Origin of the sequence: Candidatus Accumulibacter sp. ACC003, assembly GCF_907163085.1 — a bacterium.
Classification (GTDB): Bacteria; Pseudomonadota; Gammaproteobacteria; order Burkholderiales; family Rhodocyclaceae; genus Accumulibacter.
Window position 1 is genome coordinate 205,888 of record NZ_CAJQTX010000002.1, and the last position, 22,079, is coordinate 227,966.

Consider the following 22,079-nt stretch of genomic DNA (forward strand, 5'->3'; position numbering starts at 1 on the left):
CTCTCTATCGGGTGGCGAGAAAATCGCCGATCAGCGCGCCCAGACGCGACACCAGTTCGCGCGCCTCGTCGGCACTGAAGGTCAGCGGCGGCAACAGGCGAACGACCTTGTCGTCGGTCACATTGATCAACAGGCCAAGCGCCAGCGCCTGATTGACGAGTTCGCCGCAGGGGCGATCAAGCTCGACGCCGATCATCAGACCCTGGCCACGAATGTCGACGACGCCGCTCTGCCCGACCAGGGCCTGCGCCAGACCCTCGCGAATCAGGTCACCGACGACGACGGCCTTGTCGAGCAAGCCCTCGTCTTCGATCACCGCGATGGTCGTCAGTGCCGCGGTAGTCGCCAGCGGGTTACCGCCGAAAGTTGAACCGTGCTTGCCGGGCTTGAACAGCCCGGCCGCTTTACCGGCGGCCAGGCAGGCGCCGATCGGCACGCCGCCGCCGAGTCCCTTGGCCAGCGTCACCACGTCGGGGCGTATAGCCGCGTGCTGGAAGCCAAACCAGGTGCCGGTCCGGCCGGTGCCGCACTGCACCTCGTCGCAGATCAGCAACCAGCTTTTCTCGTCGCACAAGGCCTGCAGGCCGCGCTGAAAATCGACGTCGGCAATATTGACGCCGCCCTCGCCCTGGACGATTTCCAGCATCACCGCGACGACGTTTTGATTGCTCCTGGCAATCGCCCGAATCGCTTCGAGGTCGTTATACGGAACGCGGACAAAACCCGAGACCAGCGGCTCGAAACCGGCCTGCGCCTTGCGGTTGGCGGTTGCCGACAGCGTCGCCATGGTCCGCCCGTGGAAAGCCTTCTCCATGACCACGATCGCCGGCCGCTCGACGCCCTGCTGGTGGCCGTAGAAGCGTGCCAGCTTGATCGCCGCCTCGTTCGCTTCACAACCCGAGTTGCAGAAGAAGACTTCGTCCATACCGGCCAACTCGGCCAGCTTGTCGGCGAGCTGTTCCTGTTGCGGAATGCGGTACAGATTCGAGCAGTGCAGCAGGCGCCCGGCCTGCGCAGCGATCGCCGCGACCAGCACCGGATGGTTGTGCCCGAGCGTGGACACGGCAATTCCGGCCAGGGCGTCGAGGTAGCACTTACCCTCGGTATCGGTCACCCAGCTGCCGTCACCGTGGCTGAAAGCGATCGGCAGGCGCGCGTAGGTATTCATCAGGTGCGACATGGACCATCCATTGCGGAGCATTTGAAACTGAAACGGCGGCTCGCGCCGCCGGACAACGATAGCTGCATACGGACCAACCGGGCCCGTTCCGGTGTACGTCAACAGCATCCACTGAGCAGCTTACAAGGGCACGAATTCTACGGGAAAAACAGCCTGATGTATAGGAAACGCGGCCTTTTCGGGCGTCCTGATCGGCTCGCTCCGGGCAGCGCGCGCTGGCGCGGCGAGCACCGCGACGAGCCGCTGGAAAGCCGCGATTGACGGCCGCGCCGACGATCACGCCGGCCCTCGGCGAGAACCCGTGCGTCTGGCGTCGCGGGCGTTGCGAACGGCGACCGGGAACGATTGGCCGCGCGGCGCTTTGCCAAGCCGGCGCGGCGGAGCCGGCGCGGTGATCGTACTCAATTCGGAGGCGACTACTGGACTGCCGCGTCGCTGCGCTCCTCGCAGTGACGGTGCTCCGAGCACGGAGCTCAACGGTGTAGCGTGGGGGAGCGCTGGCCAGGCGGTTCCTGCGAAAGCTCGACCGTGGCGGTGGAAGCTTCGATCCGGGAGATGGATCATTCCATCTTTTTCATGGATCGTTCCATCGCCGAGATCGATCGTTCCACCTTTTTCATGGATCGTTCTATCGCCGAGATGGAACGTTCCACCTTTTTCATGGATCGTTCTATCGCCGAGATGGATCACTCCAACTTTTTGATGGAGCGTTCCATCGCCGAGATCGATCGTTCCATCTTTTTCATGGAGCGTTCTATCGCCGAGATCGATCGTTCCATCTTTTTCATGGATCGTTCTATTGCCGAGATCGATCGTTCCATCTTTTTCATGGATCGTTCCATCGCCGAGATCGATCGTTCCATCTTTTTCATGGAGCGTTCTATCGCCGAGATCGATCGTTCCATCTTTTTCATGGAATGATCGATCGTCGGCATGGCGCCTTGTATCTCCGGCGTCGATCGATCCGTCCACCGCAAGGCTCACAGAATGAGCTTACGAAGAGTCGCCGCCGACGCGAAGCTCGCCGGAAACTGCGGGTGGCGGCTCCCTAAAGCCGGACAATGCACTACAGTAAGAGCCTGTTCCAGCCAACCACAGGAGTTCGACCATGAACGCAGGTAACCGTCATACGATCGTCGCCGCAGGAATATTGAGTGCCGCTTTACTTCCTTTCCCGGCCGCGCACGCGCAGCTCGGCGACATGCTCAAGGGAGGCGGCAGCAGCGCATCCGGAGCCCTCGGCAGCCTCGGTGGCCTGGGCGGCGCGCTGCCCGGCCAGTCGCTGACCTCGGGCAGCCTGGGCAACGTCGCCGGCCTGCTGGAATTCTGCATCAAGAACAACTACCTCGGCGGCAACAAGGCGGCTTCGGTCAAGAACTCGCTGATCGGCAAGCTGCCCGGCGGCTCATCGACCTCCGACAGCGGCTACGGCAGCGGCAGCAAGGGCATCCTGAGCAGCAGCGACGGCCAGCAGCTCGACCTCAGCGGCGGCGGCCTCAAGGACAAGGTCACCAGGCAGGTCTGCGACCAGGTCCTCGCGCAAGGCAAGTCGATGTTGTGAGGCGGCGCGGTGATGGACTTCAAGGCGTGCGCCCGCAGCGCAGGGGCGTCGTAGCAGCGCCGATAGTTCCAGGAGTCGCAGAATAGTTGGCGACACAGCCACCTTCGACAGCCTAGCGCCGCAACAGCTTCCAGACGGTTTCGATACCGCCGATGACGAGATCCGAGATGTCGCTTTCGAGCAGGCTCGGGCGCTTTTCGCGGACCAACAGCGACCTGGCGCGCTCGTTGGCGAGCAGCGCGTCGGCCATGGCGTGCGGGTTGATGTGCTCCTGCCGGCTGGCTTTTTCGCCGAAGTTGTCGAGCGCGTCCTGCACCGCGTCGGGGTCGAGGATGACGATCGGCGAACGGCAGTGCGTGCACACGTGATCGCGCCGAATGTCGACCGGCGCGCCGCAGCCTGAACAACGGATGGTCTGCACCTGCCGCGCCAGCTCGGCGACTTCGGCGCCGTTGAGCTGGCGAACGAAGCCCTTTTCGATCATGAACGACGCGAAGGCGCTGAAGCGACCGTGGTGCTGCGGGCAGCGGCTATAGGCAAAGCGGCCGTTGCGCGTGCTGTCGAGTCGGTGCATCAAGCGTTCGCGACAGCGCGGGCAGTGCAGGACGTCGCGCCAGGGTTGCCGCAGGTCGGTGTGGTGTTCGTGCAGCAAGCGGAACAGTTCGAGGACGCCGGCCGGCGCCAGCTGGGCGCTCTCGAATTCGTCGAACCAGATTCCCTGGCAGGCAAAGCAGATGTCCAGCGAAACGACGCCATTGAGCTGGCGCTGGAAGCGCTGGACCGCCATCGGCGCCTGGCAGCTGGGGCAGGGAGCGCCGTTGCCGGCGTGCGCTGACTGGGAAGTGGGGGTTTCGGTCATCGAAGTGGCGGCGTAAGTGGTGGCAAATCGGCGGGGGGGTGTCCGAGTTCGGCTCAAGCAGACGCCAGCGAGTATAGCCGCGCGCCCTGCCCTCGCTCAATGCTCAAAGCGGCGAACCCAGAACAGCTCGTGGCGACGAACGGCTTTGCGGAAAAACTCGTTGTCGCCAGTGACCGGCCAACGGCGGCCGGCGAGCAGCTGTTGAATGCGCCGTCGCAGGCGCTTCTTGAACGGCAAGGCGCCTTGCAGATCGTGCTGCATGGCCAGCGCCATGGCCTTGTCGAGCTGCCCGGCAGCGTCCAGGCACGGGCTCCACAAGGCATCGGCGGGCAGCGGCTGCAGCGCCGGCGGCAAGGCGATGCCGCAGCCGGCGCCACCCATCGGCCAGCGGTCGTTGTCGTGCAGGTGATTGGCGTAAAGCAGGGCGACTTCGGGCTGCCAGCGCGAAGCGCTAACGGCTCGATACAAGGCCTGCGTGGCGGCGACGTGGTCGGCGTGCGGATCGAGCTCGGGGTGCGGCATGACGACGACCTCGGGCCGCCAGAGTTCGAGCAGCGCGACCAGGTCGGCGTGCAGGTTGTTGCCCGTCGGCTGGCCGTCGCCGTCGGCCGGCAAGAACATTGGATTGTTCCGGCGGGCGCGGCGCACGTCGGCCTCGCCCGATTCGCGCGAGGCAAACGCCTGCGTCGGCTCGGCGAGCATCGCCGGCAACTGCAGGCAGTAGTAAGCGAGTTGGACGCAGCGCTCCTGCGGCACACCGCCCCAGAGCGGAATGGCGACGCTGTCCCAGCTTCGCAAGCGCCCTTTGAGCCGTGCCGCTTGGCCAGCGTCGAGGCCCAGGCGGCGATAGTCGTCGGCCTCGATCTCGCCTTGCGTGAGGGTGACGATGAAGGCTTCGGCAGCGCGGCTGTAGAGGCCAAAGGCCGCCAGCTCGGCGTCGTCGGCGTGCGGGGCTAGCAGCAGCAGCCGGCGTTCGGCGTAATCGGGGTTGTCGAATACGTGCACAATGGCGGTCGCTGGCAGGCGGCAAAAGCGGCCGCTGATCGCCAGGCTGCCGCTGGCCAGCGCCGTCGCCTGCCCCGATAGATTCAGGTAGCGGCGGCCGCGCACGCCGCGCTCGAATTCCTGACGGTCGTCGCCGACGATCACCTGCGGGTCGAGCCAGCGACCGAGCGCGCTGACGCGCAAATCGAGTTCGAGGATCAGCGTCTCGCCGACGGCCAGCGGCGCGCTCAAGCGCACGCGGCCATCGACCAGCGCGACGCTTTGTTGCGCGGTCTCGGCGGGAAAGGCGTAGCGGTAGTCGTCGTGCGGCGAATAGAACAGGTGGTCGGCGAACCACGCTTCGTGCGCCAGCCAGCCGACGAGCAGCAAGATCGGCGGCAGCCACCAGGCGATCAGGACGCCGACCGCGGCGAGCAGCAGGACGGCGGCGAGCAGCAGGAAACGCTTGTGACGACGATGACGCTGCAGCAGTTGTTGTTTGCGTGAACTCATGGGCTGAATTTGGGCTGTGATCGGGCAGTAATCGGGTGCTAATCAGGCTGGCGAGCGCGTGACGGCAAGGCCGGCCGTTCTAGGTCTGATAGACCGGCACGCGGTGGCACCAGCGATCCTTGTATTCGCGATCGGCGCGCCCAAAGGAATAGCGCAATGGCTTGCCGAGTGCGCGCGCATGCTGCCAGGCGTCGCGCGTGTTGAGGTAACTCAGGACGCTGCCCGGGCTGAACTCCTGCGCTTGCGGATCGACGCCGCCGTTAATGTACTCCTGTGAAATCCAGCACGGCGCTTCGACGCGATAGACGATCTGCACGGCGATCGCCTGGTCGTTGCGGAGCAGCACGGCACCGGTCATGAATTCGCGCAGTAGCGCGAATACCTCGGGCAGGCGATCGCCGCCCTTGGCGGCGAATCCCCAGCGACGCTGGAAGAGATCGACATACATCCGGGCTTGTTCTGCCGGCGAAAAGTCGAGCATTTGCCGAACGCTGCCGCCCGCGTCTTCGAGCAGACGCAACTCGCGGCGCTGGTTGTAGCGAAACTTCTTCGAGTACTGCTCGGGTTCGCGAGCCAGCGCCAGGCCCTCGGGCTGCACCTTCAAGCCGCTGATCTGTCGGGAATTGAGCTCGGAAACGTAGCGCAAGCGCTGGCGTACCGGCACGCAGGCGTTCGCCGCGATCGGCAGGATCACCTCGGCGTTGCCGAGGTCGAAGACGCCGCGCCGACGGTGCTTTTTGAGAACGTCTTTTGACAGCGCCAGAGAGGAACCCCAGCAGGGAATCGCCGCCTGCAACTGCTCGCCGGCAAAACAACCGAGGTAGCGCACCGGGATCGCCGCCAGGCCGGCCAAGCGCTCGACGACCTGCGGATGCGTAAAGACGCTGCCGCCGAAGCGCTGCCAGGCGGCGGCGTAGGTCGCCGCGTCGACCTCGCTCCAACCACGTTCGCGCCAGATTCGCAGACGATTCAACATGCGTCGGCGCGACCGAAATGAGTATTCGAGACACGCCCAATCAGCAGAGTCGTGACTCTTTCCTGGCAATTGCCGTGCGCCTTCCGGCGGGCACGCCGACAGCGTTCGACGGGCAGGGCGCAGGCGCCTGCCCGTCGCACCGACGACGCATCTGCCGCATGCGCGCGGAGGACGATTCGTGAGTCGCCAACGTGGCTTTTACCACCAGCAACGGCAGGCGCTTGCCGAGCGCTCTGCAAAAGGCTCCGATCCATTCGCGCCGACTCCAGAAAAAAAGGGAATGTACCGCGTTTGTCATGGCCTGACACCCTCTGAAATTCACTGCGGGCACTTGCCCGCAGGCGACAACGCGGAAAAGCCCCAGACAACCAGCGAGCGCTATACATCGGGATGTAGATCGAGGAAAATGCGCGGGCCGCCCTGGGTCGCCTCAAAATGGCTCCCTGGCTACGATCGCCAGCCTGCGGATTTTGCCGGCCAGAGTTCAGTGGCGTCTTTGTACCAGCCTCCCCGCGTTGCGGCTCCTGCTCGGCGCGTCGACCACCATCTGGACCATGATGACTCAGTCAATCGAACCGCTGATCAGCGTCATCATCCCGAACTACAACTACGCCCATCTGCTGCCGCGCGCCCTTGATTCGGCACTGACGCCAGCCGCCGCGGACGTCGAAGTGATCGTCGTCGACGACGGCTCGACCGACAATTCGCTCGCGGTCCTCGCGCCGTATGTAGCGCGCCATCCGCAGCTACTGCTGCTGCGGCAGGCCAATGCGGGTGCGGCGGCGGCGCGCAATCACGGCATCCGCGTCGCGCGTGCGCCCTATGCACTGCTGCTGGACGCTGACGACGAGCTCTTGCCGGGCGCCCTGGCCAAACTGCGCGTACTGGTCGCCAGGTATCCGGCAGCCGGCATGATCCTTGGCGCGCAGATTTCCGTTTACGCCGATGGCCGCCAGCGGCTACGGCTGCCAACGGCGGTGCCCGTCGCCTCGCCACGGCAACTGGCCGAACGCTTCCTGCTGCGCAAGGACATTTCGGTCTCGCATAGCTGCTCGCTGTTTCGCCGTGATCTGCTGTTGCAGCGCCCCTATCCGGAAAATCTCAGGGGCGGCGAGGACCTCCCGGTCTTCGCCTACCTGCTGGTCAGCGCGCCAGTCGCCGTGACCGCCGAACCGCTGGCGCGCATCCACAAACACGCCGATAGTCTGCGGCACGACCGGCAGCACGAGGAGGAACGAGCGGCGACGATCGTCGAGGAGGTGTTTGCCGGCCTGCCAGCCGAATGTCAATCCTTGCGCGGCAGCTACACGGCGCGGCGCTATTTGTCGCTGTTTCGCAAGACGCTGCTGGCTGGCGACAAGTCCGCCGCCAAGCGTTTTTATGGCTGCGCCTGGCGATTGAGCCCCTTGCAGGCCTTGCGCTGGCGATATCTGAGCAAGGCTCTTCGCTTGCTGGCCGGGTCACGACCTTGACAGCCCTCGCTCATCTCCAGGGCCTTGCTCGTGTACTCTGTAGATTCGCGCAGCGGATTCGGCCGGTGCCCCTTGCCTTCCTGGGAAGTTTGTTGTTGTCGATGGTGGCGATCTCCGGCTCGGTGATCGTTGGCCGAGACGCGGCATTCTATCTGAATATCGCCGAACAAGTCGTTGAACACGGACCCGGAGTTGCGCAAGCGCAGTTTGATTGGCCCTGGTTTGCGATACTGCTAGCCGCCACAAACTGGCTCCTTGGGCTACCGCTGGAGCAAGCCGCTTACCTGTGGTGTGCCTTGTTGATGGCTGGCACTTGCGCGCTGATGGTAGCGATTATCGAACGCCGCTTGGCGGTCAGCGGCTACTGGGCCTGTCTGGTAGTGCTCTCGGTGCCGGCTTTCAACCAGTTTCGCTACGACATCATCCGCGAGTTCGGCTTCTGGTTCTTCTCCATCTTGGCTCTCGGCCTGGCGCTCAGGTGGTTGGAACGGGGGGACTGGCGATCGGCCGCCTGGCTGCAAGCAGCGATTATTGCGGCCGCGCTGTTTCGCCTCGAAGCCGTTTTCCTGCTGCCCGTTGTCAGCCTTTGCCTGCTACCAAAGCTGAACACCCGAGAGGCTTGGGGCAGGCTACTGCAGATCAACATCCTGCCGATGGTCGGCATCCTGACGGTGCTGATCCGTGCCATGTCGGGTGGCGAGGCGCACGCGGCCCGCATCGCGTACTACGCGTCTCTGCTTACCCCACACAGTCTACTGGCACGCTTTGACGCGATAGCCGGTGCTTTTACCCAGGCGGCACTGCAGGAATACGCCCGGGGTGATGCCTACGTGATGGTCTTCTTCGGCCTGGTGGCGCTCATCGTGAGCAAGTTCCTCTACCTGTGCGGACCCTTCGCGCTACCGTTTCTGTACCCTGCCAGCTGGCTCGCGGTGGGCGATTACTGGCGGAGACTCAGGCCTTTTGCCTACGCCTGGCTGTTGTATTTCTGCATCTTGCTGCTCTTTGTCGTACAACTTGGTTTTATCAATTCGCGCTATATCAGTTTCCTGAATCTGCTCTCCGTGCCTTTACTGACGATGATGCTGGTATCTTTTTTCAGGCGCTTTCCACGCTACTCGAAGATCTTCGTCGCCCTGGCTCTGGTAATCATGATGGCCAACGTCGTCTCGCTGGGCGCCAAGAAGACGCATTATCTTGAGGCGAGCGCCTGGCTTTCGCACAACACGCAGCCTTCCGACGCCATTTACTACGACGATTCGCGGGTCGCCTATTATGCGGGCCGAGGATATCCGACGACCATGCCGACTCGCGAACAACTGTTAGCCGAGGAAGGAAAGTCTGCGAAGCGATTTCGCTATTTCGTGATCAGCGCAAAGGAGAACGACCCACTGCTTGAGCGCTGGCTGACCAGTCAAGGGAAACGAGTGCTGAGCAAGTTCGCTAATCGAAAGGGCGAGACGCTTCTGATCGTCGGCGATTGAGGCGTATCGTCAGACGCGGTCAAGGCTGGCGTCCTGCAAGATACCTCTGTAATTCAGGGTTTCCAACTCGCGGCGCACTCGCCGTCTTTCCGCCTCGCTGCCTGTCTTACGACCCGCAATCTCGGGATTGAGAACCATCGTGGCGTGATTGATGTGTCGCAGATGCATTGCCAGACCATGGATGTCCAGGAATTTCATGGCGAACCCCTGCGCCAGGAGTTCCTTGTGGATAACCTTGCCGGCGACCTCGTTGTCACCAAAACTTAGGCCGAATCGGCGCAGGAGGTCGCTGCGATACAAGGCACAGTGGCTGCGAAGGTACAAGTAATGGTTGTCGGTCTTCGCGGACCCGTGGTGGCGAAAACGCCTGGGCAATCCAGCACGCATCATCAGCCACGCCGGCTCCAGTTTCTTGGCCATTCTTCTGTACCAAGGCTTGAATTCAAGCTTCCAGCTACCCACCCCGGCTACCTGCGGATCACCCTCGATGTGCTCCAGCAGATAGTCCAGCCACTTGTCTGACGTGACGATGGTGTCGGTGTGCATCGACAGCACATAGGGCGCGGTCGCCTGCGTCAGGCCAAGATCGAGCGCCCTGGAATGCGCGTCAGCGACGCCTTCGCCCGCTGCCAATTCGCGCTCCAGCAGGGTTATCCAGGATAGCCCGCGCAGATATTCGGTTGAGGCGTCCTTTGAGCCGTTGTCAATCACGATGACCTGGATACGGCCAAGCTCCGTGAACTTCCGCAGCGATCGTAAACAGAACTGCGTAAGTTGCAAAGTTCTGAAGTGCGGAATCAGAATCGAGACTTCGGGACCTGCAGAACTACTCATCGAAAACTCTGCAATCGTTCAATGCGGGCATTGCTTTTTGCCTTGCCGGCCAATCTCCTTCGCGACGTGTGCGAGAGGCTATCGCGGGCGGCAACCACAACCCGCATTATACGCCAGGCACCCGCAACGGCGCCTGACCGCGGCTTGCCGGCAGCTAGCGAACCGCATACGTCGCCATAGCTCCACCCGCCATTAAGCACCGGGGGCGTCACGCCACTTTGGCGTCGGCCTCGTCCAGTGCCGGGTAATCGATATAACCCTTGGCGCCGCCCTTGTAGATGGTCGTCGAGTTCCAGCGCGCCAGCGGCGCGCCGCTGCGCAGCCGCTGCACCAGATCGGGATTGGCGATGAAGTGCTTGCCGAAGGCGATCAGGTCGCCGTGGCCGGCGCGCAGCGCGGCTTCCGCGCGCTCACGGTCGAAACCACCACAAAGAATGATCGTTCCCGAGAAGCAGCCCCGCAGGTGCGGCAGCAACTCGCCCTGGCGATCGTGGATCCAGCTCCCTTCCTGGTCATAGACGTGCAGATGGCCGATCCCCAGCCGCTGCAGCCGACTGGCAAGATAGCCGTAGTTAACCAGCGGGTCCGGATCCGGCAGCATCTCGTGCGCCGTTCCCAGCGGCGAGATGCGAACGCCGACGCGTGCGCCGCCAATCGCTGCCGCCACGGCTTGCACGGTCTCCAGCAGGAAGCGCCAACGATTGGCGATGCTGCCACCGTACTCGTCGGCACGGTCGTTGATGTAGGGGCAGCGGAACTGATCGAACAAATAGCCATTCGCCGCATGGATCTCGACGCCGTCGAAGCCAGCCGCCATGGCATTGCGAGCAGCCCGGACGAAATCGTCGACGATCAGCCGCACTTCCTCGGTCGCCAGTCCGCGCGGCGCGTCGCAGGGCGCCATCACCGGCTCGCTGCCGCCGTTGAGGATCGGTACCCGGTCATGGCGCACGCCGATCCCCGTTGGACCCACCGGCGGTGAGCCATCGACGCGCAGGCTGCAATGTCCCACGCGGCCGACGTGCCAGAGCTGCAGATAAATGCGCCCGCCCGCGTGATGCACCGCTTTGGTCACCTTCCGCCAGCCGGCGACCTGCGCGACGCTGTAAATGCCGGGCGTACGAGCGCAACCGCGAGCCTGCGGCGAGACCGGCGTACCCTCGGCGACGATCAGCCCAGCCGACGCGCGCTGCGCATAGTACTTGGCCGTAATCGCCCGCGGCGCAAGCTGCCAGTCGGTGGCGCGGTTGCGATTCATTGGCGCCATGACGACGCGGTTCGGCAACAACTGACCGCCGAGCGAGTGACGAGAAAACAATTTCCTGGATACCATTTGCCTACCTCCGATGGTGGCTTGACCTGTCAGCAAGCTGAGCAATGTTCATGCCTGATCGCCATCAATCAAATCTGAAATGTGTGGGTACAGATCGCCGGCCAGCTCAGCGCGTCCGCGAGCACATGCTCTGCGGGCGGGCGATGAAGCGCACCGATGTGGCTGCCCCTATAACCGCTGTCGGTTCCGACAACGCTGAAAACATAACGGTGGCGGGTGTCGATCCGATGACTGCGGCGAGCCTGGCCTGGCAATCTGCGTTCAAAGAAGCCACACGGGCTTCCAGAAGAGTCGCTCCGGGCCTGTCGAGGGTCATCAGACGCCCATTTGGCGATAAGGTTCAATAAGACCGGCGCGACGCAGCGGCTGCCGCGACCGATGCGATCGGCCTGATCGCGCTTCCTGCCGACAAAAATCGCCAGCATCGCCTGTCGTTCCGGTCACTACGGCGCCTCGCTCGGAGGGCTATCTTGCCTCGCTTTTCGGCTCGCGGCGCAGCAGCTTGTCGACCGCCGACGCGGCCGGCTCGTCGTCGTAGAGGATGGCGCAGACCGCCTGCGTGATCGGCATTTCTATCGCCATCCGGCTGGCCAGGCCGGCGACTGCACGCGTCGTGCTGACGCCCTCGGCGACATGCCCGAGGTCGAGAAGAATCTGCGCGAGCGTCTTGCCGGCGGCAAGGCCAAGTCCGACACGCCGATTTCGCGACAGATCACCGGTGCAGGTGAGAATCAGATCACCCATGCCGGCCAGCCCCATGAAGGTTTGCGGCTGGCCACCGAGCGCCACGCCGAAACGCGCCATTTCGGCCAGACCGCGGGTAATTAGAGCCGCCCGCGCATTGAGGCCGAGACCAAGACCGTCGCTGACGCCGGTGGCGATGGCCATGACGTTCTTCACAGCACCGCCGACCTCGACACCAGGCAAATCGTCGTTGGCATAGATGCGCAAGAGCGGGCTGTGCAGGGCAAGCGCCATCCGCTGCGCGAAAGGGGTGTCGTTGGCCGCCAGCGTCACCGCCGCCGGCAGACCGCGGGCGACTTCTTCGGCGAAGCTCGGACCCGACAGTGCGCCACACAGGGCTTGCGCGCCGAGTTCTTCGGCGACGATCTGGTGCGGCAGCTTGGCGGTTTCCGCCTCCAGACCCTTGCACGCCCAGATCAACGGGCGCACCAGGCCGGCATCGCGCAACAGACAAAGTGTCGGTCGCAGGCCAGCCAGCGGTGTGGCAATCAGCAGCAACTCGGCGTCGGCCAGCGCCGACGTGAAATCTTCGGCGACCCGCAGCGTCTCTGGAAAGCGATGGCCGGGCAGAAAACGCGCATTTTCACGGTTTTCGCGCAGAACGCGCCGGATCTCGGGTTGGCGTGCCCACAGCGTGACCGAATGCCTGGCGCTGAAAGCGATAGCCAACGCGCTACCCCAGGCGCCAGCTCCCAACACCGTCAGTTTCATTGCTGCTCAGATGCCCCAGACTTGATCGGCGCGTACGAAGCCCGTCTGTCCGTCACGATGACGCACCTGTACCCAGCCGCCTGGCGCCATCCCGAGGTAGTCCAGGACGACGTCCTTTTCCGCTTCGAAGACCAGCGGCGCCGACTCGTCGCCGCTGGCCCGGACCATCGCCCGCGCGACGGTTACGATCACCGCCCGGTTCATGCCGAGAGACGCGTTCTCCAGCCACGCCATTCCGCCCTCGGCATCACGCACTTTTGCCCAGCCGTCGAGATGGACGACCAGTTCAACCGGCGTGCCGCGCTTGATGACAAAGAGCTTGCGGCCCTTTGGCGAAGGCGCATCGTAGAGAATCGTCGCGGTATCGACACTGCGGTACTCGACGGCCAGCGCCGGCACGGCCAGGACCGTGGCGAGCAGCAAAGCGGGTAGTCGCATCATCTGCCGACCGGTGCGAGGCGTCCTACTGGATCGTCGCCTCGCCTGGCGCATCTTTGGCTGCCTCTTGCTGCTGTTGCAGACGTGACATGTAGAGCGCTTCGAAATTGACCGGCTGCAGCATCACCGGCGCAAAACCGGCACGCGTCACCGCGTCGGAAACGACTTCACGGGCGTAGGGGTAAAGAATGTTCGGGCAGGCGATCGACAGCAAGGGTTCCATGTTCTCGCTCGGCACATTCTGGACGCGGAAGATTCCGGCCTGACCGACTTCGACAAGAAAAACGGTCTTTTCTTCGATCTTTGACGTGACGGTAGCCGTCAGAGTCACCTCGAAAATACCTTCTCCGATACCCTGAGCTTTGGTCTGCAACTGGATGTTGATGTTCGGCGTCTCACGGTCGAGAAAGATCTGCGGGGCATTCGGCACTTCCACCGACAGATCCTTGACGTAGATCTTCTCGATTGCAAAAACGGGATTTTCTGCTGCGGCTTTCTCTTGTTCGCTCATGGCAATTTCTCGGCTAAGGGGATGATCAATGGAGCTCGGAGCACAGTTCTCAGACACCGTCGCCCGCGAGCAGGGGTAACAACTTGCCGGCGCGATCGAAGGCCTGCAGATCGTCGAAACCGCCGACGTGCGTCTCGCCGATATAGATCTGCGGCACCGTACGCCTGGTGGTCTTGGCGACCATCTCGGTGCGACGCTGTGGATCGAGATCGATGCGGACTTTCTCGATTGCCGTGACACCACGGGCGTGCAGCAGCTGCTCGGCGCGAATGCAGAAGGGGCAGGAGCCAGTCGAGTACATCAGCACCCGCGGCGCGGCGCTCGCTTCGGCACTCACTTGCGCGCGCCCTTCTTCAGCGGCAGACCCGCCTCGGCCCACGCCGTGACCCCGCCGTCCAGGGTATGCAGCTTGGCGAAGCCCAGCTTGGCCAGCTTGGCGCAGGCGGCAGATGAACGAGCGCCCGACTGACAAACGAGGATCAGCGGCGTGTCCTTGAACTGCCCCAGTTCGTCGGCGCGCTCTTCGAGCGATCCCGACGGAATGTTGCGCGAATCGCAGGGATGCCCGGCGACATACTCGTTCGGCTCACGAATATCGAGTAACAGCGCGTTCTCGCGGTTGATCAGCAGCGTTGCCTGCGCCGGCGTCAGCCCCCGCGAGCCCCCGGGGCGACGGACCGAAAGACCCAGTAACAGCGTGCCACTGACCACGGCGACGGCCACCAGAAGAAGGTTCTGCTGTATGAATTCCAATCGAAACTCCAGAAATTGACTTGGCAAGCGAGAGCAAGGCCTCGACGCCCCCGCTGCCATATAAGCGCCGCAAGACGGCGATGCGAAGCCGCTAGTCGCCGCAGAAGACCTCACGCATCATGCTGATCAACTGTAGCGTGCGGGCGTCGCCAACGCGATAGTAAACCCGGTTGGCGTCCTTGCGGGCAAGCAAGACACCTTTTTCGCGAAGGATTGCCAGATGCTGAGAGATGTTGCTTTGCGAGGTACCGACGGCGTCGACGATCTCTTGTACACAGGCATCCTGATCGCCGATCACACAGAGGATCTTCAGTCGCAAGGGATGCGATATCGACTTCAGCGCTCGTGCGGCCTGCTCGATATGCTCCTGCTTGTCGATGATGCTGGTCCGGATTGGCACGATACGCCAGACTCGTCGTTTATCATATAATCCACCATTATAGAGCAAAACCCCGAGTGACAGTGTGTGCCACACACGCCTGCGAGCCGGCCGCAAGCCACCGCGCGTGCCAGTCCGGCCAGGCAACTCACGTTTCTGCGAGGCTTGTGCCGCACCTTGACCAAAAACACCGCAAAACCCTGCCGCAACGCCCCACCGGCAGGCGCCGAAAACCCGCTGAAACCGCCGCCGGCCAGGCAGCGCCGCAAAAACGTGCGGCCGCTGCTCGTCGCGCTGCTCACCGCAGCGCTGCTGGCACCAATCTTCGCTGCCAACGGTCGGCAGAATCGTCAGGACGCCGACGGCGCGTCGCCCGGCGATGCCACCGGGAAGCAGGGCGACCTGCAATCGCTGCGCTCACAGATTGAGACGCTGCGCCGCGAGATGGCGACCGCCGAAGGCTCGCGCAAGGATTCGCTGGATCAGCTGAAGGACGCCGACCGGACGATATCGGCTACGCAGCGCGAGTTGCACCAGCTGACGACGCAGATCGACGCCCTGCAAGCGACGCTCGCGGACCTCGAACAGCAGTCACAGACGCTTGAACAGCGGCTGCATGCGCAGCAGGAACAGCTGGCAAAGCTCCTCTATCGACAATATCTGCGCGGCAATCCGGACCCGCTGCAGCTCTTTCTCAATGGCGACGACGCGCACCAGGTGGCGCGCGATCTGTATTACATGGAGGCCGTCGGGCGGGCGCGCAGCAAACTCCTGCTCGGCATCGAATCGAGCTTGCAGCAGCAGAAAGCGCTGACCACCGCCAGCCGGCAACAAGCGGCGCAACTCGCTGCCGCCGAAAGCAAACAGAAGGAAGAGCACGCCAGCTTGCTTGCCCAGCGCGCCCAACGCCAGGCAACGATCGACAAAATATCGGAACAGATCGCCGCGCAGCGCCGCGAAATCGGCGGCCTGCAACGTGACGAAAAGCGCCTGAGCGAACTGGTCGACCGCTTGGCGAAAATCATCGCTGCCAAAGCGGCCGAAGCCCGCGAAGCGCGCCGGGAAGCACAGCGGCAAGAGCTCGCGCGACAGGAGCAGCTGCAGAAGGAACGCGCGCAGAAAGAATTGGCGCAGCAAGAGCGGCTCCGCCAGGAAGCACGACAGGAAACACGACAGGCCGCCCGCGAGCAGGCACAGCAAGAAACGCGACAGGCCGCCCGCGAGCAGGCGCAGCAAGAGCGAGCCCGCCAGGAAGCACGACAGGAAACGCGGCAGGCCGCCCGCGAGCAGGCTCGCCAACAACCGTCGCCGCCATCACCGCCGCCAACGCCGGTCGAAGAAGAGCCAAAAGCCAGACCGCCAACCCCGGCAGTGCGTAGAGAAGCGCCGCCGGCGGCGCCAGTGATGGGCAATCTGGCCACCATGAAAGGCTCGCTGCGCCTGCCGGCGCGGGGATCGGTGACCAACAGATTCGGCACGGCGCGCCAGGAAGGCAGCACCTGGAAAGGGCTGTTCATCCGCGCCGGCGCCGGTAGCGAAGTCAGGAGTATCGCCGCCGGCCGCGTGGTCTTTGCCGAATGGATGCGCGGTTTCGGCAATCTGTTGATCGTAGACCACGGCAACGACTACCTGTCGATCTACGCCAACAACGATTCGCTGCTAAAACAGGTCGGTGACGACGTGCGCGGCGGTGAAAACATTGCCACCGTTGGCAACACCGGTGGCAATCCGGAATCCGGTTTATACTTCGAAATTCGTCATGATGGCAAACCGCTTGACCCATTGGCGTGGGTCAACGCGAAATAGGGGTGCGCATAGAGTGAAGCAGATGGGTAAGTTGAAACAGGCCGGGCTGGTTTGCGCCGGATTGCTTGGTGGCGTTCTCCTCAGCCTGCAGTTTTCGGCTCTGGCCGACAAGGAACCGCGCGCCGGTCTGCCCGTTGAAGAGCTGCGCACCTTCGCCGAAGTGTTCAACGCGATCAAGAAGGGCTACGTCGAGCCCGTCGACGACAAGAAGTTGATCACGCACGCCATCAGCGGCATGCTCTCCAACCTGGATCCCCACTCGACTTACCTCGATGCCGACGCGTTCAAGGACTTGCAGGTTGGCACGCAGGGCGAGTTTGGCGGCATCGGCATCGAAGTGGGTATGGAAGACGGGCTGGTCAAGGTGGTTTCGCCAATCGAGGACACCCCCGCCGACCGCGCCGGCGTCAAGCCGGGCGACCTGATCTTCAAGATTGACGACACGCTGGTCAAGGGCCTGACCCTGAGCGAAGCCGTCAAGCGAATGCGCGGCAAACCGAAGTCGCAGATCCGCCTGTCGATCCTCCGCAAAGGCGAAGCCAAGCCTCTCGATTTCACGCTGACGCGCGAAGTGATCAAGGTTCAGAGCGTCAAGTCGAAACTGGTCGAAGACGGCTACGGCTACCTGCGCATCACGTCTTTCCAGGAGAACACCGGTGCGGCGGTGGTCAAGCATCTCAACGACCTGATGAAGCCGGGACCGCTGAAAGGCCTGGTGCTCGATCTGCGTAACGACCCGGGCGGCCTGCTGAATAGCGCCGTCGGCGTTGCCGCTGCGTTCTTGCCGGCCGACGCGCTGGTGACCTCGACCGATGGACGCGCCCCCGATTCCAAGCACGAGTTCAATGCCACGCCGGCAGACTACCTGCGTGGCACCAGGGACGATTACCTCAAGCGCCTGCCGCCGCAGGCGCGCACGGTGCCAATGGTGGTGGTCGTCAATGGCGGTTCGGCGTCGGCGTCGGAAATCGTCGCCGGTGCGCTGCAGGACCACAAACGTGCTGTCGTCCTCGGCACGACGACGTTTGGCAAGGGCTCGGTGCAGACCGTTCTGCCATTGCCCGGAAATACCGCGATCAAGCTGACAACCGCCCGCTATTTCACGCCGTCGGGCCGTTCGATCCAGGCCAAGGGGATTGTTCCGGACATCATCGCCGAGGAAAGCGCCAACGGCAGTTCGACGCAGCGTTTGCGCGAGGCCAACCTCGATCACCACCTCGAAAACAACACCGACACTGCCAAGGATGGCGCGACGCCGGCCAAAGAGGAAGTCGTCAAGCCATCGAGCAAGGCCCCGCTACCGGCCAAGCCGAAGAGCAGCCCGCCCAAAGAGGAAGGCGACGAGTCCGTTGAATTGCCGAGCCGCGAACTGGCTTCGAAGAACGACTATCAGCTGAACCAGGCGCTGAACCTGCTCAAGGGGATGCAGATCATGCGTAGCAGCCGTTGACCTTTCTCACGGAGGGAGGAAAGTGAATGAAGCGAGCCTCTCCGGCAACACCGCAAACCGCACCGATCCGCAAAGAACGGAGCATTCTGTTCGCCAAGTTCCCGCCGGATCAGGTGCCCGAAGCCGCGGCCTGCCTTGGCCAGATCGAACAACTCGAGGTCGAACGGCGTGATCAGGCGCGAGCACTCGGCGTCGCCTACGATCTCCATCAGCATAGCCTCGAAGAACTCGAAGGCACACTCGAGGACAAAGGCTACCACCTCGACAATACGCTGATGAGCAAGATGCTGCGGGCGCTGATCTACTACGTCGAGGAAACGCAGTTGCACAACCTGGACGCACCGGTCAAACCCATGAAACGCTCGCAATCCGAAGCCTACACGCATGCCTGGGAACGCCATCCGCACGGCGACCACGACGACACGCCGCCGGAGTGGCGCGAATACAAGTAGCGTGACGTCGATGAACGACGACCAGCTACTGCGCTACAGTCGCCATATCCTGCTCGACGAGATCGGTATCGAAGGGCAGCAGCGGATCGTCAACGCCCGGGCGCTGATCATCGGCGCCGGCGGCCTCGGCTCGCCAGCCGCGCTCTATCTGGCGTCGGCCGGCGTCGGGCAAATCGCCCTGGCCGACGGCGACACCGTAGACCTGACCAATCTGCAGCGCCAGATCCTGCATACCCAGCAGCGCATCGGCCAGCTGAAGGCCCGCTCGGGTCAGCTGGCGCTGCACGAAATCAATCCCGAAGTGCGTGTCGAAGCGATCAGCAGCCGCCTGGCGGGCGAAGAACTCGCCGCGCTGGTGGCCAACGCCGACGTGGTTCTCGATTGCAGCGATAACTTTGCCACCCGGCATGCGGTCAATCGCGCGTGCGTCAGCCACCGGACGCCCCTGGTTTCGGGAGCGGCGATCCGTTTTGCCGGGCAGCTGGCGGTATTTGACAGCCGGCGCGACGAAGCACCGTGTTACCACTGCCTGTTTCCGGAAGGCGACGACGTCGACGAGTTGCGCTGCGCCGTGATGGGGGTATTCGCGCCGCTGACCGGGATCATCGGCGCGATGCAGGCCGCCGAAGCACTGAAACTGATCGCTGGCGCCGGCGAAGTCGCGCTCGGCCGGCTGTGGCTACTCGACGGCCTGTCGATGGAATGGCGCAGCGTCAAGTTCGGCCAGGACCCCGGCTGCCCGGTCTGCGCACTCGGCCGCGTCAGCTGAAACGAACCAACAAGCGCAGGTCGGGGCCGACGCAGCGCAGGTCGCGAATCAGCAGCTGGCGCTTGCCGGCCAGCGACTCGAGCGCCGGCAGGTCGAACATTCCTTGTGCTACATCACCGAGCAGGCACGGCGCCAGGTAGAGCAGCAGCTCGTCGACCAGGCCCGCGGCGAGCAAGGAACCGCTGAGTCGGAAACCCGCCTCGCCATGCACTTCGTTGATGCCACGACGCGCCAACTCGCCGAGCAGTGCCGACAAATCGACCCGCCCAGCGGCGCCCGGCAGCAACAGCACTTCGGCGCCACGCCGCTCAAGTGCGGCGCGGCGGTCGCCATCGGCGACGGCGGCGGCGACCAGCACCCGGCCCTTTGCCGCGTCGGCGAAAATTCGGGCGCCGGCGGCGAGTTCCAGCCGACTATCAACGACAACCTTCAAAGGCTGGCGCGAAACACCGTCCGCCCCGTCCAGCGCTTCGACGCCGCGCACGTTGAGCTGCGGGTCGTCATCGCGAACGGTGCCGATGCCGGTCAGGATGGCGCAGGCGCGGGCGCGCCAGCGGTGCCCGTCATGGCGGGCCGCCGGGCCGGTCAGCCACTGGCTGGCGCCATTTTTCAGCGCCGTCTTACCGTCGAGGCTGGCGGCCATTTTCAGGCGCAGCCAGGGCCTGGCGCGGGTCATGCGCGCGACAAAGCCGATATTGATTTCGCGCGCTTCGTCCTCCATCAGCCCGCACTGCACGCGCACGCCGGCGTCTCGCAGAAACGCCAGCCCCTGCCCGGAGACCAGCGGATTGGGATCCTGCATGGCGGCGACGACTCGCCCGACGCCGGCGCTCAGCAGTGCTGCGGCGCACGGCGGCGTGCGGCCGTGATGACTGCAGGGTTCGAGCGTGACGTAAACGGTCGCCCCGCGTGCCTGGTCGCCGGCAAACTGCAGAGCGCGCACTTCAGCGTGCGGCTCACCGGCGCGGCGATGCCAGCCTTCGCCGACGATTTGCCGATCTTTGACAATGACGCAGCCGACGCGTGGATTGGGCGTCGTGGTATGCAGACCGAGCTCGGCCAGAGACAGCGCCCGCGCCATCGATTGGTGGTCGGCGGCACTGAACTCCGGCGACATCAGCGACCGATTTTTTCGGGCGGGCGAGAGACTTCGCGAATCAGCTTGGAGAACTCGTCGACGTCTTCGAAGTTGCGATAGACCGAGGCGAAGCGCACGTAGGCCACCTTGTCGAGTTTCTTCAACTCCAGCATGACCATTTCGCCAATCTTTTCAGACGCCAGCTCGCGCTCGCCAAGCGCCAGCAGCTTTTCTTCGATGCCGGCGATCGCCGCCTCGACGGCGGCAATCCCTACCGGCCGCTTGCGCAGCGCCAGCCAGAGACTGGCGGCGAGCTTCTCGGGATCGAAGTCAACGCGCGAGCCGTTCTTCTTGATCACCTGCGGCATGCGCAGTTCGGCGCGCTCGTATGTAGTGAACCGCTTGTCGCATTTCAGGCAACGCCGCCTGCGGCGGACGATGTCGCCGTCTTCGTTGATCCGGGTGTCAGCGACGGTTGTTTCGTCGGCGCCGCAGAACGGGCACTTCATCCCGCCCGGCCGCCGTAAACCGGGAATTTCTTGCACAGCGCCGCGCCGTCGGCCCGCACTCGGGCCAGGACCTTCTCGTCGCCGGGTGCGTCGAGCACGTCGGCGATCAGGTGGCCAACGAGTTCGGATTCGATCTCGGTGAAGCCACGCGTGGTCATCGCCGGCGAACCGATGCGGATCCCGGACGTGACGAAAGGCTTCTGCGGGTCGTTGGGAATGGCGTTCTTGTTCACCGTGATGTGCGCGGCGCCCAGCGCTGCCTCGGCTTCCTTGCCGGTAATGTTCTTGGCCCGCAGATCAACCAGAAAGACGTGCGATTCGGTACGGCCGGAAACGATGCGCATGCCACGCTCCTCCGACAGCACCCGCGACAGCACCCGCGCGTTGGCGACGACCTGCTCCTGGTACTTGGCGAAGCTCGGCTTCAAGGCCTCCTTGAAAGCCACCGCCTTGGCGGCGATCACGTGCATCAGCGGGCCGCCCTGCAAACCGGGAAAAACCGCCGAGTTGATTGCTTTCTCGTGCTCGGCCTTCATCAGGATGACGCCGCCGCGCGGACCGCGCAGTGTCTTGTGCGTCGTCGAGGTCACGACGTCGGCGTGCGGTACCGGGTTCGGGTAGCAGTCGGCGGCAATCAGGCCGGCGTAGTGCGCCATGTCGACCATGAAAATGGCGCCGACTTCCCTGGCCACACCCGCGAAGCGCTCAAAGTCGATGCGCAGCGAGTACGCTGACGCACCGGCGATCAGGATCCGCGGCTTGTGTTCGCGAGCCAGTGCTTCCATTTTCGCGTAATCGATCGCTTCATGCCGGTCGAGACCGTAGGCGACGACATTGAACCACTTGCCGGACATGTTCAGCGGCATGCCATGCGTCAGGTGACCACCTTCGGCCAGACTCATCCCCATGATCGTGTCGCCCGGCTTGGCGAAGGCCATCAGAACCGCCTGATTGGCCTGTGATCCGGAATTCGCCTGGACGTTGGCAGCCTCGGCCGAAAACAATTTCTTGAGACGAGTGATGGCCAGCTGCTCGGCGACATCGACATGCTCGCAACCGCCATAGTAGCGCTTGCCCGGATAGCCCTCGGCGTACTTGTTGGTCAACTGCGAGCCTTGCGCGGCCATTACCGCATGGCTGACGTAGTTCTCGGAAGCAATCAACTCGATATGTTCTTCCTGCCGCCGATTCTCGTTCTCGATCGCCTGCCAGATCTCGGGATCCACCTTTGCCAGTGTGTCGTTAGCCGAAAACATCGCGCGCCTCTCAAGCCTTGAAAAAGA

At 63.6% G+C, this 22,079-nt stretch carries 24 protein-coding genes; 7 read left to right on the top strand and 17 right to left on the bottom strand.

Annotated elements, in window-relative coordinates:
- Positions 1-4 precede the first annotated feature (4 nt).
- Together QZ656_RS04635 and QZ656_RS04640 are read right to left on the bottom strand one after the other, a co-directional pair.
- Positions 5-1,180, bottom strand: a complete 1,176-nt coding sequence (locus QZ656_RS04635) for an aspartate aminotransferase family protein (RefSeq protein ID WP_291992285.1) — start codon at positions 1,178-1,180, stop codon at positions 5-7.
- 276 nt (positions 1,181-1,456) lie between these two features.
- On the bottom strand, positions 1,457-2,152 hold the full coding sequence (locus tag QZ656_RS04640) for a hypothetical protein (protein WP_291992286.1): 696 nt from the start codon (positions 2,150-2,152) through the stop codon (positions 1,457-1,459).
- A 136-nt stretch (positions 2,153-2,288) separates the two neighbouring features.
- Here QZ656_RS04640 and QZ656_RS04645 point away from each other — a divergent pair, with 136 nt between their 5' ends.
- Positions 2,289-2,741, top strand: coding sequence for a DUF2501 domain-containing protein (locus tag QZ656_RS04645; RefSeq protein WP_291992287.1), 453 nt, complete (start codon positions 2,289-2,291; stop codon positions 2,739-2,741).
- 112 nt (positions 2,742-2,853) lie between these two features.
- Here QZ656_RS04645 and QZ656_RS04650 read toward each other — a convergent pair whose 3' ends face one another.
- The 3 genes from QZ656_RS04650 to QZ656_RS04660 form a co-directional block, all read right to left on the bottom strand.
- Positions 2,854-3,600: a zf-TFIIB domain-containing protein gene (locus tag QZ656_RS04650; protein ID WP_291992288.1), complete on the bottom strand. Its 747-nt coding sequence runs from the start codon at positions 3,598-3,600 to the stop codon at positions 2,854-2,856.
- A 96-nt stretch (positions 3,601-3,696) separates the two neighbouring features.
- Positions 3,697-5,097, bottom strand: coding sequence for a PIG-L family deacetylase (locus QZ656_RS04655; protein ID WP_291992289.1), 1,401 nt, complete (start codon positions 5,095-5,097; stop codon positions 3,697-3,699).
- A gap of 79 nt (positions 5,098-5,176) precedes the next feature.
- On the bottom strand, positions 5,177-6,073 hold the full coding sequence (locus QZ656_RS04660) for a GNAT family N-acetyltransferase (protein WP_291992290.1): 897 nt from the start codon (positions 6,071-6,073) through the stop codon (positions 5,177-5,179).
- A gap of 554 nt (positions 6,074-6,627) precedes the next feature.
- Between QZ656_RS04660 and QZ656_RS04665 the strand changes: the two genes are divergently transcribed.
- Positions 6,628-7,545, top strand: coding sequence for a glycosyltransferase family 2 protein (locus QZ656_RS04665; protein WP_291992291.1), 918 nt, complete (start codon positions 6,628-6,630; stop codon positions 7,543-7,545).
- A 65-nt stretch (positions 7,546-7,610) separates the two neighbouring features.
- Entirely contained in the window at positions 7,611-9,029 is a 1,419-nt protein-coding gene (locus QZ656_RS04670) for a hypothetical protein (RefSeq protein WP_291992292.1), read from the top strand.
- A gap of 9 nt (positions 9,030-9,038) precedes the next feature.
- On the opposite strand, the gene QZ656_RS04675 is transcribed toward QZ656_RS04670, so the two are convergent.
- From QZ656_RS04675 to QZ656_RS04715, 9 genes are all read right to left on the bottom strand, one after another.
- Positions 9,039-9,863 carry a glycosyltransferase family 2 protein gene (locus QZ656_RS04675; protein ID WP_291992293.1) on the bottom strand — a complete coding sequence of 275 codons (825 nt, stop codon included), beginning with the start codon at positions 9,861-9,863 and terminating at the stop codon, positions 9,039-9,041.
- Positions 9,864-10,071: 208 nt separating this feature from the next.
- The gene (locus QZ656_RS04680) at positions 10,072-11,196 is read right to left on the bottom strand and encodes an alkene reductase (RefSeq protein WP_291992294.1); all 1,125 of its coding nucleotides are present in this window, start codon (positions 11,194-11,196) and stop codon (positions 10,072-10,074) included.
- 68 nt (positions 11,197-11,264) lie between these two features.
- The gene (locus QZ656_RS04685; protein ID WP_291992295.1) at positions 11,265-11,621 is read right to left on the bottom strand and encodes a hypothetical protein; all 357 of its coding nucleotides are present in this window, start codon (positions 11,619-11,621) and stop codon (positions 11,265-11,267) included.
- 40 nt (positions 11,622-11,661) lie between these two features.
- Positions 11,662-12,651 (bottom strand): NAD(P)H-dependent glycerol-3-phosphate dehydrogenase, encoded by a 990-nt coding sequence (locus tag QZ656_RS04690; protein WP_291992296.1) that lies wholly within the window; start codon positions 12,649-12,651, stop codon positions 11,662-11,664.
- Between the two features lie 6 nt (positions 12,652-12,657).
- Positions 12,658-13,092 (bottom strand): SH3 domain-containing protein, encoded by a 435-nt coding sequence (locus QZ656_RS04695; RefSeq protein ID WP_291992297.1) that lies wholly within the window; start codon positions 13,090-13,092, stop codon positions 12,658-12,660.
- 22 nt (positions 13,093-13,114) lie between these two features.
- The gene (gene secB, locus QZ656_RS04700) at positions 13,115-13,600 is read right to left on the bottom strand and encodes a protein-export chaperone SecB (protein ID WP_291992298.1); all 486 of its coding nucleotides are present in this window, start codon (positions 13,598-13,600) and stop codon (positions 13,115-13,117) included.
- Positions 13,601-13,649: 49 nt separating this feature from the next.
- Positions 13,650-13,901 carry a glutaredoxin 3 gene (grxC, locus tag QZ656_RS04705; protein WP_291992628.1) on the bottom strand — a complete coding sequence of 84 codons (252 nt, stop codon included), beginning with the start codon at positions 13,899-13,901 and terminating at the stop codon, positions 13,650-13,652.
- A gap of 32 nt (positions 13,902-13,933) precedes the next feature.
- Positions 13,934-14,353 carry a rhodanese-like domain-containing protein gene (locus QZ656_RS04710; RefSeq protein WP_291992299.1) on the bottom strand — a complete coding sequence of 140 codons (420 nt, stop codon included), beginning with the start codon at positions 14,351-14,353 and terminating at the stop codon, positions 13,934-13,936.
- A 91-nt stretch (positions 14,354-14,444) separates the two neighbouring features.
- Complete coding sequence (locus tag QZ656_RS04715) at positions 14,445-14,753, bottom strand: metalloregulator ArsR/SmtB family transcription factor (RefSeq protein ID WP_291992300.1); 309 nt, start codon at positions 14,751-14,753, stop codon at positions 14,445-14,447.
- Between the two features lie 156 nt (positions 14,754-14,909).
- Between QZ656_RS04715 and QZ656_RS04720 the strand changes: the two genes are divergently transcribed.
- From QZ656_RS04720 to moeB, 4 genes are read left to right on the top strand one after another with little or no spacing between them, the layout of a single operon-like run.
- A complete protein-coding gene (locus QZ656_RS04720; RefSeq protein ID WP_291992301.1) occupies positions 14,910-16,538 on the top strand; it encodes a peptidoglycan DD-metalloendopeptidase family protein in 1,629 nt (542 codons plus the stop codon).
- Positions 16,539-16,560: 22 nt separating this feature from the next.
- The gene (locus QZ656_RS04725; RefSeq protein WP_291992302.1) at positions 16,561-17,988 is read left to right on the top strand and encodes a S41 family peptidase; all 1,428 of its coding nucleotides are present in this window, start codon (positions 16,561-16,563) and stop codon (positions 17,986-17,988) included.
- Positions 17,989-18,014: 26 nt separating this feature from the next.
- Positions 18,015-18,440 carry a hypothetical protein gene (locus QZ656_RS04730; protein ID WP_291992303.1) on the top strand — a complete coding sequence of 142 codons (426 nt, stop codon included), beginning with the start codon at positions 18,015-18,017 and terminating at the stop codon, positions 18,438-18,440.
- Positions 18,441-18,450: 10 nt separating this feature from the next.
- The gene (moeB, locus tag QZ656_RS04735; RefSeq protein ID WP_291992304.1) at positions 18,451-19,209 is read left to right on the top strand and encodes a molybdopterin-synthase adenylyltransferase MoeB; all 759 of its coding nucleotides are present in this window, start codon (positions 18,451-18,453) and stop codon (positions 19,207-19,209) included.
- Here moeB and ribD read toward each other — a convergent pair.
- The 3 genes from ribD to glyA are packed head-to-tail and all read right to left on the bottom strand — an operon-like array spanning position 19,202 to position 22,052.
- Positions 19,202-20,326 (bottom strand): bifunctional diaminohydroxyphosphoribosylaminopyrimidine deaminase/5-amino-6-(5-phosphoribosylamino)uracil reductase RibD, encoded by a 1,125-nt coding sequence (gene ribD / locus QZ656_RS04740; RefSeq protein WP_291992305.1) that lies wholly within the window; start codon positions 20,324-20,326, stop codon positions 19,202-19,204. The two genes, moeB and ribD, sit on opposite strands and share 8 nt — an antisense overlap.
- Positions 20,326-20,796: a transcriptional regulator NrdR gene (nrdR, locus tag QZ656_RS04745; RefSeq protein WP_291992306.1), complete on the bottom strand. Its 471-nt coding sequence runs from the start codon at positions 20,794-20,796 to the stop codon at positions 20,326-20,328. Before nrdR ends, ribD begins: the two co-directional genes overlap by 1 nt.
- A complete protein-coding gene (glyA, locus tag QZ656_RS04750) occupies positions 20,793-22,052 on the bottom strand; it encodes a serine hydroxymethyltransferase (protein WP_291992307.1) in 1,260 nt (419 codons plus the stop codon). Before glyA ends, nrdR begins: the two co-directional genes overlap by 4 nt.
- Positions 22,053-22,079 lie beyond the last annotated feature (27 nt).